Source organism: Microcoleus sp. FACHB-68, from assembly GCF_014695715.1.
In the GTDB taxonomy this organism is placed as follows: Bacteria; Cyanobacteriota; Cyanobacteriia; order Cyanobacteriales; family Oscillatoriaceae; genus FACHB-68.
In genome coordinates, this window is the sequence record NZ_JACJOT010000015.1 from 1 (window position 1) to 12873 (window position 12873).

Annotated in this window: 11 protein-coding genes and 2 tRNA genes; 7 read left to right on the forward strand and 6 right to left on the reverse strand. The window is 47.5% G+C overall.

Annotation, left to right across the window (positions count from 1 at the left end):
• Positions 1 to 292: 292 nt before the first annotated feature.
• The gene (gene cofG, locus H6F73_RS20610) at positions 293 to 1264 is read left to right on the forward strand and encodes a 7,8-didemethyl-8-hydroxy-5-deazariboflavin synthase subunit CofG (protein ID WP_190760655.1); all 972 of its coding nucleotides are present in this window, start codon (positions 293 to 295) and stop codon (positions 1262 to 1264) included.
• On the opposite strand, the gene cpdA is transcribed toward cofG, so the two are convergent.
• Positions 1239 to 2036 (reverse strand): 3',5'-cyclic-AMP phosphodiesterase, encoded by a 798-nt coding sequence (gene cpdA, locus H6F73_RS20615; protein ID WP_190760656.1) that lies wholly within the window; start codon positions 2034 to 2036, stop codon positions 1239 to 1241. The two genes, cofG and cpdA, sit on opposite strands and share 26 nt — an antisense overlap.
• 294 nt (positions 2037 to 2330) lie before the next feature.
• On the opposite strand from cpdA, the gene H6F73_RS20620 reads away from it, so the two are divergent.
• From H6F73_RS20620 to H6F73_RS20630, 3 genes are all read left to right on the forward strand, one after another.
• Positions 2331 to 2401: transfer RNA gene (locus tag H6F73_RS20620), tRNA-Cys, on the forward strand.
• A 766-nt stretch (positions 2402 to 3167) separates the two neighbouring features.
• Positions 3168 to 6386 (forward strand): alkaline phosphatase, encoded by a 3219-nt coding sequence (locus H6F73_RS20625; RefSeq protein ID WP_190760657.1) that lies wholly within the window; start codon positions 3168 to 3170, stop codon positions 6384 to 6386.
• 188 nt (positions 6387 to 6574) lie between these two features.
• Complete coding sequence (locus tag H6F73_RS20630; protein ID WP_190760658.1) at positions 6575 to 6784, forward strand: hypothetical protein; 210 nt, start codon at positions 6575 to 6577, stop codon at positions 6782 to 6784.
• A gap of 118 nt (positions 6785 to 6902) precedes the next feature.
• On the opposite strand, the gene H6F73_RS20635 is transcribed toward H6F73_RS20630, so the two are convergent.
• The 5 genes from H6F73_RS20635 to H6F73_RS20655 all read right to left on the reverse strand — a co-directional run bounded on the left by H6F73_RS20635 (position 6903) and on the right by H6F73_RS20655 (position 10342).
• Positions 6903 to 7382, reverse strand: coding sequence for a type II toxin-antitoxin system VapC family toxin (locus H6F73_RS20635; RefSeq protein ID WP_190760659.1), 480 nt, complete (start codon positions 7380 to 7382; stop codon positions 6903 to 6905).
• A complete protein-coding gene (locus H6F73_RS20640) occupies positions 7379 to 8143 on the reverse strand; it encodes a hypothetical protein (RefSeq protein WP_190760660.1) in 765 nt (254 codons plus the stop codon). The genes H6F73_RS20635 and H6F73_RS20640 overlap by 4 nt, the downstream gene beginning before the upstream one ends.
• A gap of 568 nt (positions 8144 to 8711) precedes the next feature.
• Positions 8712 to 9041, reverse strand: a complete 330-nt coding sequence (locus H6F73_RS20645; protein ID WP_190760661.1) for a hypothetical protein — start codon at positions 9039 to 9041, stop codon at positions 8712 to 8714.
• A gap of 581 nt (positions 9042 to 9622) precedes the next feature.
• Positions 9623 to 9721 (reverse strand): KTSC domain-containing protein, encoded by a 99-nt coding sequence (locus tag H6F73_RS26700; protein ID WP_242072584.1) that lies wholly within the window; start codon positions 9719 to 9721, stop codon positions 9623 to 9625.
• Between the two features lie 360 nt (positions 9722 to 10081).
• Entirely contained in the window at positions 10082 to 10342 is a 261-nt protein-coding gene (locus H6F73_RS20655; RefSeq protein WP_190760662.1) for a hypothetical protein, read from the reverse strand.
• Positions 10343 to 10365: 23 nt separating this feature from the next.
• Between H6F73_RS20655 and H6F73_RS20660 the strand changes: the two genes are divergently transcribed.
• The 3 genes from H6F73_RS20660 (at position 10366) to H6F73_RS20670 (ending at position 12777) form a co-directional block, all read left to right on the forward strand.
• Positions 10366 to 10437, forward strand: a tRNA-Thr gene (locus H6F73_RS20660).
• A gap of 259 nt (positions 10438 to 10696) precedes the next feature.
• Positions 10697 to 11284, forward strand: a complete 588-nt coding sequence (locus H6F73_RS20665) for a DUF3611 family protein (RefSeq protein WP_190760663.1) — start codon at positions 10697 to 10699, stop codon at positions 11282 to 11284.
• A 494-nt stretch (positions 11285 to 11778) separates the two neighbouring features.
• The gene (locus tag H6F73_RS20670; protein ID WP_190760664.1) at positions 11779 to 12777 is read left to right on the forward strand and encodes a helix-turn-helix domain-containing protein; all 999 of its coding nucleotides are present in this window, start codon (positions 11779 to 11781) and stop codon (positions 12775 to 12777) included.
• Positions 12778 to 12873 lie beyond the last annotated feature (96 nt).

Consider the following 12873-nt stretch of genomic DNA (forward strand, 5'->3'; position numbering starts at 1 on the left):
GACGGTTTTCGGTTGATGTGACCCACTCGCAGAACCGTTCCCAAACGTTGGCGCTTTCGCGGCGTTGGAGAGTTGTGGTCATTTGTTTATGATTGCTATTGATTTTTCGAGGTGCGCGGTAGTGTTTTTTCTACCTTAATATATAGATTACTGTCTTTATTGAGTTTTGTAAAGCCCTTTCATAAAAATATTTTTGCCTTTTTAGGTTTTAGGCTCAGCCTAAAAAGGCTAGGAGGCTATGCTAGACCGGCATAAGGATGCCTGAGCCAAGCTAAAGTAATGACTTTAAACTATGTCACGGATTGTTACATACAGCCCCGCTTACACCGTAGTGCCGACTTATGAGTGCTTTAACCGCTGCACCTACTGCAACTTTCGGGTCGATCCGCAGCAAAGTCCCTGGCTGGAATTAAGCGAGGCACAACGGCTGCTGAAGTCGCTTCACGGCACCGGCATTATTGAAATTCTCATCCTCAGTGGTGAGGTGCATCCGCAAAGTTCTCGCCGGCAAGCGTGGTTCCAGCGCATTTACGATTTGTGTGAACTAGCGCTATCGCTGGGTTTTTTGCCCCACACAAATGCCGGCCCTCTCAGTTTGGAAGAGATGGCGAAGTTAAAGACTGTCAATGTATCGATGGGGCTAATGTTAGAGCAACTGACACCCCAACTGATGCAAACAGTTCACCGGCACGCACCCAGCAAAGTTCCAGAGTGCCGGCTGCAACAGTTGGAATGGGCGGGAGAACTGCAAATTCCTTTCACCACCGGCCTTTTATTAGGAATTGGGGAAACTCTAGACGACTGCCAGGAAACGTTGCAAGCGATCGCAGGCATTCACCGGCAATGGGGACATATCCAAGAAGTGATTCTGCAACCCCACAGTCCAGGGACTCAGCAGGCGTGGGAGGGTTCAGCGTTTAGTTCTCACCGGCTTACAGAAGTGGTTAAAATGGCCCGTCAGATATTGCCAACGGAGATCGTTCTGCAAATTCCCCCCAATTTAGTGCAAGAACCGGCAGCATTACTTGCTTGTTTAGAAGCCGGTGCGCGAGATCTAGGGGGAATTGGGCCGCGTGATGAGGTTAACCCCGACTACCCCCATCCCCACCATCAGCAACTCTCAGAAATCTTAAAACCGACAGGATGGCAGTTAGTGCCACGCTTGCCGGTTTATCCTCAATATGACAGTTGGCTGCAAGGACGCTTACACAATGCCGTCAAACAGTGGCGCAGTGCAATTAATAACCCGTTGACGCGAAATTAGGCTGAAAAGCATAATCAACTCGCTCAACCTTGGTTTCACATCTGCCATCGGGATAGAGTTTTAACAGCCGGAATCCTGGTTCCACCTCATCGAGGGAAAACTTGTTGCTTTGCGGTTTGAACTGAATACAAGTCGAGGGGGTGGTTAAGTAGCGAACTCCCCGACGTTCCCGTTCAAAGTCTTGATGAATATGACCACACAAGACAAGTTTAACTTGGGGGTGCCGGTCAAGAACGGCAAATAGTTCTTCTGGATTTTGCAAGGTGCTGCCATCTAGCCAGTGTGAATCCACCATGAAGGGTGGGTGGTGGAGTGCCACAAGTGTGGGCCGGTTGCCGACGAGATCGAGCTGCCAGTCTAACCAATCTAAGCTTGCCGGTGACAGAAAACCGTGAACGTATCCAGGCACGCCAGAGTTAAGCAGTAAAAAGCTCCAGTTGCCCACACCAAAAGCTTTGTGGGGAAAGATGGGAGGCTCAGTTAACACCTGCTGCATCACCGGCAGGCAGTCATGGTTACCTGGTAGCCAGTAAGTCGGAATTCCTAAAGGACTGACTAAACTGTGTAGGAGTTGATAAGATTCTGGTGTTTCATCTTGGGACAGATCGCCGGTGAGCAGCAGCAAGTCGGGTTGAGGCTGCAACGCTTGCAACTGCGCCAAAACAGCTTGAAAAGACGCTAGGGTTCGCAGACCGAGCAATTCCTGCTTAGCATCGGCGAACAAGTGGATATCAGTGACTTGAGCAACGAGGAGAGGGGTTGCTTGGCTCATGGCTATTCAACTGGAGTGCGGGATTTATGGTTTCTGGGCTAAAAATTTTGGGCTAGGAATCAACTTTTTTTAACGCCCGCGTTTTGATATCTCTTTAAAATAGCTTTAACAAAGTTTCAAATTGGCGATCTGTGAGTGTCTTCTCTGTGATTTCGATCACACGTAGCCTGAGATTTGCGTCGGCTGCTTCAGTCTCAGCCGGCACCGCAGATTTTTTTTAGGAAAATCAAGCCGGCAGGATTGAGTAAAGCGAAAAACCTGCTATGATGATAAACGCTGCGATAATTACAGTGCGGCGGCATAGCCAAGTGGTAAGGCAGAGGTCTGCAAAACCTCCACCCCCAGTTCAAATCTGGGTGCCGCCTTTAAAAAACATCTAGAAGAACTTATGTTCAACTAAACCTACGAAGTCACTACGAGCGCACCTCACTCATAGAAGGTTGTAATTGGCAAGCGAGCGCGGAGTGTTTTTGTCGTTGTTTCTATGGCAGAGTAATAGCGATTTAAGGTTTAGTCGCGACACATGAATTCTTTTAGTGCTGAGGACTGAAAACTGAGAGATTTGAAATTACTCAGTCCTCAGTCCTCAGTTTTGTCATATCTGTAATTTTTGCTCTCGAAATTAGTATAACCTCACTCCATCCAGCCCACGTAGTCTCAAACCTACAGTGCTTGATTGAGTTCTTTATTTTTAATTCTCTATTCAGAAATATTAGAACCTTCGCTGAGGGTAAACAAAATACTTTAGTCATTTTGCGCCTAGAGGATTACTACCCTACGACGGAGAAAACGATTGTAAATCGATTGAATTTTTAGCTCGCTAGATAGATATTGCTCGTCTTTACTTATTCTTAACGATGTAGTGGGGGTATTCCTTAACTTTCCTTAACTTAAGGAAGTAATCCTTATACGTGTTGGTCGCTTATCTAACCAAATCGTTCACCTCCAACACCGCCCCTCTGAAGATTTGCAAAACTCCAATTAACTGACTATGTACCTGCGTCATCTCAAGGGATGTGTTGGCTATAGCGTTCTCTCAGGCGGAGATGACCAACGGCATTGATGACTGCTCAACGGACAACTGACAACTGTCACCGCTCAACTTATCGGTTCAACTCATCAATAATTGTCATGTCAAACAACAACACGTCAGACAACAGCGCCCCCCAAAATAACAGCGTCATTTTCATTCACCCCGATGGCACGACGCCCTCTCACTATGCCCTGGCTCGTTATGAGACGGCAGGGCCTGACGGTCGCATCAACTGGGACAGAATGGATAGCGCTGGCTCCTATTTGTCACATATTAAAGATCAGCTCACGGCAACTTCAAACGCTGGGGCGGTGGTTCATGCCTATGGCGTGAAGCCCCAGGCAAATTCCTATGGATTGGACGAAGAAGGCAATCCTATCGTCTCCCTGTCGGCACAAGAAGGCTTGGCCGATGAGGGAATGACCATTATGGAGGAGGCGATCGCTGCTGGCAAAGCGACCGCTGTGATTAACTCTGGCTTTATTGCGGAACCTGGAACAGGCGTGTTTCTGGCTGATGTAGAAAGTCGCCAGCAGACGGAAGCCATCACGGCAGAAGTGCTGGAGTCTGGCGTTAATGTTATCCTGGGCGGCGGCGAAACCGATTATTTGCCTGAAGGTACCGTTGGCTTCTTTGGTGAAGAGGGCACTCGCACCGATGGACGCAACTTAATTGAAGAAGCCGAGGAAATGGGCTACACAGTAGTCTACACTCGTGAGCAGTTACAGAGCCTGCCCGAAGGCACCAGCAAAGTCTTGGGCATCTTTGCGGCAGAAGATACCTACAACGACACCACCGAAGAAGCCAATGCCGCCGAGCGGTTAGACAACTACGGTCAGCCGGGCAATTTCAATCCGCCCACGGTGGGAGAAATGCTAGAGGCAGCTCTGCCGATTTTGGCTAAAGATGAAGATGGCTTCTTTGTGGTTCTCGAAGAAGAGGGCACGGATAACTTTGGCAACAATAACAATGGTCGGGGCGTGGTGGAAGCCGCCATTCGAGCAGATGAGGCGATTGGCGTTGCCCAAGATTTCATCGACAACGAGCGGCCTAATACGTTACTGATTACCACCGCAGACAGCAATGCAGGCGGTGTACAGGCGAATGAGACCGATGTCATAGCAGGTGGTAACGTTGGCACCACTCCTGTCAACCCTACCCTGCCCAACCGCTCTGATGCCGTTGCCGTCCCCCTTGATGGACAGAACGGACGTACAACTGAACCCTTCATCACCGGGCCTGATGAAAATGGCTTTCGCTACGACTACGGCATTTCCTATGCAGGGCTGCCTGACTTTGGCTCTGACGTAGTCAGCAAAGCCTATGGTCTGAACGCGGATCTGTTGCCCAGCACCCACGACAACACCGAGATTTATCGGCTGATGTATCAGACGCTGTTTAATGAAGTGCTGCCGTCTCCCGTTCCGGCCCCGGAACCGACCCCTGCGACTCCTGCTACTGAGGACAAGGGCAACGTTATCTTCATTCACCCCGATGGCACGACCCCGGCTTACTTCACGCTGGCTCGCCTAGAGGAAGTGGGACCAGATGGCCGCCTCAATTGGGACATGATGTCTGATGCCGGCGTTTACATTAATAGCCTCGAAGACCAGATTACGGCCACCTCTAACGCTGGGGCGGTGGTTCACTCGCTGGGCACCAAACCTCAAGCTGATTCCTACGGGTTAGATGAAAATGGTGAGCCTGTGATTTCTCGCTCTGGAAAGCAGGGTGTAACCATTATGGAAGAGGCGATCGCGGCAGGTAAGGCAACCGCTGTGATCAACTCTGGCTTTATTGCCGAGCCTGGGACGGGTGTGTTTCTGGCTGATGTAGAAAACCGCAACCAGACGGAAGCCATCACGGCAGAAGTCTTGGAGTCTGGTGTTGATATCATTCTCGGCGGTGGTGAAACCGACTATTTGCCAGAAGGAACCACCGGCTTTTTTGGTGAAGAAGGTACTCGCACCGATGGACGCAACCTGATTGAGGAAGCCGAGGAGATGGGCTACACGGTGGTCTATACCCGTGAGCAACTGCAAGACTTGCCTGAAGACGCCAGCAAAGTTTTGGGTATCTTTGCGGCAGAAGACACCTACAACGACACCACTGAAGAGGCGAACGCCGCAGCGGGATTGGACAACTACGGGCAGCCGGGCAACGAAAACCCACCCACCGTTGCCGAAATGTTGGAGGCAGCTCTGCCCATTCTCAATCGCGACCCCCAGGGATTTATGGTGGTGTTAGAAGAGGAAGGCACCGATAACTTTGGTAATAACAACAACGGTCGGGGATTGATTGAGGCTACCCAGCGGGCAGATGATGCGATCGGCGTAGCAATGGACTTCATCAACAACGAAGACCCCAATACGCTGCTGGTTACATCTGCAGATAGCAATGCGGGTGGCCCTCAGGTGTATGACGTGGATGACGTGGATGAACCCGTCGGCACGGTTGAAACCAATCCCACTCTGCCGGATGACTCCGATGCTGTGCAAGTGCCCCTTGATGGCCGAGATGGTCGCAACACTGAACCCTTTGTTGCGGCTGCCGATGCCAACGGCAACGAGTATCCCTTCGCGATCGCCTACGCCACAGTAAACGACGTTCCCGACGGCGTGTTGACCAAAACCTATGGTTTGAATGCGGGAGATTTGCCCAGCTCTCACGAAAACACCTACATCTATGAACTGATGTATCGGACGCTGTTTGGTCAAAACTCTTTGCCCACACTAATCGAAGGCACTCCCCAATCAGAAACCCTGTTGGGTGGCCCCGAGCGCGACTTAGTTCGCGGCAATGAGGGTGAGGACATAATCGCAGGCTCCGTCAATGATGACTTCCTCTACGGTGAAGAAGGCAATGACCTGATCCGAGGTGACTTAAACACGGTTCAGGCCGGCGGCAGTGCCGGTGGTGATGACCTGCTCAGCGGCGGCTTAGGCGACGATATCCTCTTTGGTCAGGGCGGCGATGACCAGCTTTATGGCGGTGAAGGCAACGACCAACTCTTTGGCGATGCCGGCGATGACCTGCTCTTTGGCGGTCTCGGTCAAGATTCCCTGGTTGGTGGAGAAGGCCGAGATCGCTTCGTTCTCGCTTCCGGTGAGAATGGCGATGTCGATACACTTAGCGATTTCCGCATTGGTGAAGACTTCATCGCCATGATGGAGGGAGTTGCGTTTGATCAGCTCGTGTTCTCTCAAAGCGGCGGCAGCACGGTTATCACCGCTAATGACAGTATGTTGGCGATGATTCGCGGCATCAACAGCACTGATCTGATTGCTACAGCCGATACTACGTTTGTCATGATGTAGGAACCATTAAGCAGAAGCGATTCAGTCAAAGCGCTCACAAATCGTAGGGTGGTGTTGGACTTCGATACATCACCCTACTTTTTTGTTGCTTACGGCGAGCACTCCCATTACAAACCTTACAGCAGTTTTTATATCAATTTAAATGGGTATGACACATAATTCTTCGGTTACGTTTTCTCTAAAAATTGATGACTAAAAAACCTCAAAGCCATATTTTCCAAAACTTTGATGCACAAAGCGATTGTGACATTTATTTCTTCGGTTTTAACGCTTATTTCTTTGCCCTACAGAAATTACAGGAAAGCCCAGTGATTGTATGTCAAGGCACAGCGGTGTCAATTTTTCTCTGCCGGCTGTATTTCCCTAATGCCGGTGTACTAGCGTCCCCAAAAATTTAATTGATTTGTGACTGTCATGCCCTCTAAGACGGAGGCGAAGGCCAGGGTAAAATCTTCTAACCAGCCATACTTGACACAGTCTTTAAGGGAGAAATTTGACATAGAAGATTAAGTGGGATCACATTGAATCAAAAAGGTCTAGTTGGGTTGGCAAAAATGGCTTTTGTATGATTAATGGATGCTCTCCTATTTGACCAGAAAGTTTGATCAGGCCCTCATCAAAGGTATCTAAAACATCCACATTATAGTAGATTGCTGTTGCTACATGGGTAGAATCTTTTGGCCTCAGACTTTCATATTGCCACATCAATTCTCTAGCTAGTTCTGCAATTTTTCGATCAAGCTCACATATATAAATCCACTCATGCTTAAAAAAAGCTCGTATCTTTTCCTCATGTTCCTTTGGAAGTTTAGGTTTTCTTTTTTCTAACCTAACTACTTCGATAAAAGTCAAAGTAGAAGTAACTATTATGACTTTGCCAGCTTCAGCAGCTTTTATAACTGAACGACATTCATCAATCTTATCAGCTTCATTCTTAAGTAAAGCTAAGAAAGTACATGAATCCCAGTAATGAAGAGGCTTAGATGATTTGCTCAATCTTCGCCTCCTAAAATGCCAATAATGTCTTCTATACTGGGAAGTTCTTGCTCACTTGGGAAAACTTCCATTTCCTCAACTTGTATACTAACTTTTTGCCCATCTTCCCTTGAACGAATTAAACCATAGACTGCAACTCTTTTACCAAGAGCGTCTTTGATCTGGTCAATTAAATTTGATGGAAAGTAACATTTGACACTTTTATTTGTGAGTAAATCGTAAATTCTGAATAGAGGCTTGCGGCTTAAGTCTATTGCTTTAAGAAGACCTTCTACAGAACCAAAACTTTTATAATTAGCGCCTATTAGTTCATCGACATTTGCGACTAAATGTTTAGTCAAATTAACTTTATGAGAATTAACGCCCACCTGAATCATCAGGATATCTTTGCCAACTAAGCTGGCTAAAGCTTTAGCGCTTTCTAACGCCCGGTCTGAAAAAAAAGGTGGTCGTTCAGGACGTTCTTCTAAAGTCGCTATGCCAGATTCAACTGCTCTAACAACTTCAGCTACTTGGAAAACTGCTATATCATTTTTAGGTATTCCCTTAACTGTCAAGTGAACGCTACCGCTGCTTACAGAAGAGACAACCCAGCTTACAGATGGACGTTGATTTTTGGCAATGTTTTGATCCACTTCACACAGTATAGTGGCCAGTTCCTCTTGTGCCTTGCGAAACTTGTCAAATGACAGCAACGGGCCATCAATGTCTACTGTTAGGCTGTTATGTTCTCCAGGCTGAACTAGCTCCCGTGTTTCCATCTTTGAGACAAAGTGACTCAGCTATTAATCTAAGCTAAAGTTGTACCTTTTGATGTGGATTAGTTTACATTTCGCAACAATGAGTAGCAATCAAGATCATTTTGCAGCTTGACTTCTAAAGGCTTCTGATACTTCACCTTCTTCAAAAAAGTCATAAACCACAGCGGACAATAGACAGCTATCGCCAGAAAACTGAATATAGGCCCGACGCGCTCAGTAACTGCCATTAGAACCTGTGGGCTATTGCAAACGATGGGTTGAGATGTCCCTGGATAATCAGGAATATAGAAACGATTGGCAATTAGAGAGAAAACTTTGAGAGATGGCCCTAGTACGTCCTAACATAGCGAACCGGCAACCAGAAATTACGAAAAAACTCAGCAATCGTACAGGACACAGTGGTGTAAATTTTTTACTGCAGGCTCTCATACCCTAATGCCGGCATCCCAAAATATTAACTGGGATGCCCCCCCGTAAAGCAAAAGCGGTGGCCATCATCCTCGCAGGTTTACTAGGATATTGCCACCGGCTCTAATTTCCCATGAATCTAGATCACTCAAACTGGTTATTAAGATGCAAAGACCAGTTGAGGAATCACAAAACGTTTATGTACCGGCGATTCGGCTGAAGTGTCTGTTGTAGCTTCTTGGTGATTAACCGGCACGAGCATTGAATCTGTAGAACGCACCACCATTTCACCGCAAGCAACTGCTTGCCGCAAGTGCCGGCCTGTTTTCCAAGCATGAAACTTAACCCCGCTCCATCGGGGGTTGGCTGGGTAGCCGGCGAATCCCGATCGCAACGCCGGCAAATTAGCATCTGAGATGCCGGTGTGAACGAAGACTCCCTCTGCCAACTCAACCACTGGATAATTGCAAGGCTTCATTGTTTTGGTCACTGGCTTCACCCCCCTTTGTATTTAAGACAAAAAGATTTAATTGCGCTATTTGTAGTATAAATACTACGTCTTGGATTAAATTGCTTACCTATCGTTAAATTTCAGTCTCCGAAAGAGGCTGAATTGGCTAGCACGACAGGATATTTTTAACGGTGCGGATTGATCATACTACAGCACAAGTAAGTCAATCGCACTTTGCCGATCATCTTTAGCGGGAAAGTAAAATCGCTTACGTGTGTCTCTCCTTTAGAGCCGGCTCAGACACTGTGTAGTGATTTATTAAAATTATAAACAGTTGCGTAAAATTTTGCAACAAAAATGTGTCAATCGGTTGATTATCTTCCCAATAGCCTACACATTTCTTAAAGATGTTGATAAAACAAGCACCCAAATCTTGATCTGGGTAATTTTTTTCAAAAAGTTAAGTCTTTTGGCCTAATCTAATAAGAACAGATTCAGCGCCGGCCCTTCTTCACCTGCTGGTAAGGATAGCAGTCAATCACAGCGTATCCCATCTAGCCACCTTTAGAGTCAGCTTCCAGCAGTCCCTGCCGCACATCTTCTGAAACTTGAAAGTAGCGCTAGGTTTTGCCACTGTTAAAGACAACTTCCAATGTTTCACTTGCTTCGTCATAGCCGGCAGCCTGAATCAGGCTAGATTCTATCGGATGTAGTTGCATCGTCTTCTCTTAAGCTACATTTTCAGCAAGTGGAAATAAATATCTATATTAAATGAATGCACTGTTTAATCACGCCTATAAAATAAACTATAATAATGTCAAAACTTAAGAATACTGGTTTAAATTATAAAAATTAAACAAAAATCAGCCACTCAGTATTGCAATAGTAAATGCAAGCATGAATCTCACTAAAAACTTTATTTTTCTCTAACCTTGCATAACACTAGGTCAGAGTTAATAAATACGGAAAAGTATCTAATTATATTAAAAAGTTTTTAATTAATCAATCAGAAAAAAAGGTTCTCGATGTCGGTGGTGTAAAGTTAATCCCCATCCAGGTAAAATTCTCATAGAAGTCGCTCACAAAAATTGATAGCCGTTAAAAGTGCTGGAGTTGCTTTCATCCCTCAGATAAATCAAGGCTGTTTTCAGCTTCCCACACTGTTTCTCTATGGGGAAAGGTTGGAATTGGCGCAGGTTCCTGTAGGCAGCGCCGGCCTGAAGGGCTAACTCTACACTGATAGTAGTCCAGGAAATTAAAGGTGGCCGGCTAAATTGCTGCGCGATGCCGGCATTTCGGAGCCAAATAAATTGTAAGTCAGGGTAGCGAAAGTCAGCCAAGCTTTGCTATAATGCATTTTGTTGCTGGTGTAGCTCAGTGGTAGAGCAGCTGATTTGTAATCAGCCGGTCGCAAGTTCAAATCTTGTCACCAGCTTTAAAATCTAAGTGCAACGACAAGCCAATTCTCTGGCTTTAGCCGAAATAGGAACTAACCTCGCAGACTGCGGATGTTTTAGCGCTACAGATTCGACCCAACAGCGCAAGCAGAGCGGCTCGATGCAGCAACTAGGATAGATAAAGTCTAGCGGTAGGACGGATGAGTTTTCTCATTCCTCATCCGTCTATGGGGTGGGGTAGTTCATCAAAACAAGTATCGTAAGGATATATCCTAGCCACGCCCACTGGGAATCAGTATGTCAAACAAATCAGATCGCCCTGCGCTTCCCCCATCTGTTCAGCGAGTTGTCCCTGTATTTCGCTATGCCGGCTGGACTAGCTTCTGGGTGCAATTAGTTCTAGCTGTTGTTGCCGCCCTAATTTTCTTATTTTGTATCCCGCTGGCCATCCCCCGTGCCAACGCCGTTAACGTAACCAATCCCGGTACTGGTCCAGGGACATTTTTTGCGATTAGCGGACTCGTCGCCCTTGGCATCAGTATCTATTGGTCTTGGCGCTACACCCGCGTGGCCAACCAACTTCAATCTGCCAATCCCAATTTGCGGCCCAAAAAAGCAGACGCCCTGAAACTTCTGCAGCGCGGATTGATCGTAAATTTAGTGGGGATGCTCTTGACCCTCCTAGGGGCAGAAGCGATTAACGGCACTCTCTTAGCCAAGTCGATCAGTTCTCAAGGGGTCGTGTTCACCGATCCCTCAGCACTGAGTCGATTTATTCAACCCCTGGATATCTTTCTGGTGCTGGGGAACACTCACACGATTGTGGCTCACTTTGTTGGCATTACTACGGTGCTGTGGTTGATCAACTGGATTAATAAAGATTAGCCGGCCCTCATCCTTCCGGCATATTCAACACTCGCACCTTTGCCCAGATTAAAACCTTGGCGATCCGGAATCAGTGCCTATTTTGCGAAAGACATACTTAGTACAGTTCCAGCATCCTGTAAATTAACCACTAACAGCTAATGAGCCGGCACAACAGAAAGGGATGGTTACAGTTTTCCCCAATACTGTTACCAATTGCTCACACTCTCTCAGCAGCTTAATTTAGGATTTTAGATTTTGGATGTTGGTAGAAACACCACTCAAAAATCTAAAATCTCTTTTAGAATTCGCTGAACTGAAAAGTATGATGTGTGTCTCCCATCCCACTTCTGTGTGGCTTAGTTAGTCATACCAAATCCGTATCCACAACCCCCTTTTTCTTGAGGCTAAAGCCCCGCTCTGTCTGTGTGTCCGACTTAAGACTCAGGACTGGAAGCGGACTGCGGACTTGGTATGAGATGCTGTTCCACTCAAGCACGGAGACAATAGCAATCATGGCACTGAAACCGGCGGCACACTCTAATGTGACGGGCCACACAAACCTTGAAGCATCTCAAGAAGCATTACGAGTTTTACTGGGGCAAATTGAAGCTGAACTCTATCAGAGTGACACCTATCGCCGCGCTTTAGCCAGTTTTGAGACGCTGCTAGGGGAAACAGATCAGGGCAGCCAGATTCTGATCAAGGCAGTGGCCAGAGAAGCAATTGGACTGGCATTTAAAAAATTTATCAAACACTATCGAGCGCTGCCGGCCACCGACCAGAAAGGTCACGAGGCAAGCACAAACGCTCAAGATACCCTTAACCCCTCTGCCCCTGCCGATGCCGGCAAACCGCCCACTCAAACCGGCACGGTTGCGTCTAAAGCGCTCTCCCCAACAAGTAAGAAGAGTGGAACTAAAAAACTCTCGAAAGCTCAGCTGGCAGCCCAAAAAATCGATCTGGAACGAGAAGATCGTTTGCGCCAGATTGGCCAAGAACTGCAACAAGCACGTCAGGCTCGTTTCCTTTCCCGCCAGCAACTTCACCGTCAAACCCTAGTCCCACTCGCTCACCTGGAAGCTTTAGAAACCGGGCACATTGAGCAATTACCAGAGGATGTTTTCGTTCGGGGTTTTATCCGCCGGCTGGCGAATGCGCTGGGGTTGGATGCTGCCGGCATGGTCGCTTCTTTACCGGCACCCGACCCGGTAAAATCTGTCGTACCGTCCTGGCAGCGACCTTTAACTGAATCTGGAATGCAATTGCGAACAGGACATTTGTACGTGGGTTATACCGCCCTCATGGCAAGTGCCGTGGGCGGACTTTCCTGGATGTCTGGGCAAGCAACACCCGGAGCAATTGCTGAACCTGATCCGGCTGCTTTATCTCCTAAAACTGTCTCTGAGTCAATCAAGCCGGCGGAACCAACCGCAACGCCCGGTTTAACTTCAGGCAAAAATCGCGTAGCTGCCGGCTCGGATATTGCACCGCCGGAGGCGCTAGCTTTTTAGGATCTAGGGAAGAGGGGGAGAAAGGCTCGATTCCCCTGCCTATAACTTTAGGTTGGCGCAACCTTGCTCGTCTTTCCTCCTTCCTCAACGAATTCG

Coding starts and splice junctions, on each gene's coding strand:
- cofG (WP_190760655.1), top strand. CDS start 293: ATGTCACGGATTGTTACATACAGCCCCGCTTACACCGTAGTGCCGACT.
- cpdA (WP_190760656.1), bottom strand. CDS start 2,036: ATGAGCCAAGCAACCCCTCTCCTCGTTGCTCAAGTCACTGATATCCAC.
- H6F73_RS20625 (WP_190760657.1), top strand. CDS start 3,168: ATGTCAAACAACAACACGTCAGACAACAGCGCCCCCCAAAATAACAGC.
- H6F73_RS20630 (WP_190760658.1), top strand. CDS start 6,575: ATGACTAAAAAACCTCAAAGCCATATTTTCCAAAACTTTGATGCACAA.
- H6F73_RS20640 (WP_190760660.1), bottom strand. CDS start 8,143: ATGGAAACACGGGAGCTAGTTCAGCCTGGAGAACATAACAGCCTAACA.
- H6F73_RS26700 (WP_242072584.1), bottom strand. CDS start 9,721: ATGCAACTACATCCGATAGAATCTAGCCTGATTCAGGCTGCCGGCTAT.
- H6F73_RS20665 (WP_190760663.1), top strand. CDS start 10,697: ATGTCAAACAAATCAGATCGCCCTGCGCTTCCCCCATCTGTTCAGCGA.
- H6F73_RS20670 (WP_190760664.1), top strand. CDS start 11,779: ATGGCACTGAAACCGGCGGCACACTCTAATGTGACGGGCCACACAAAC.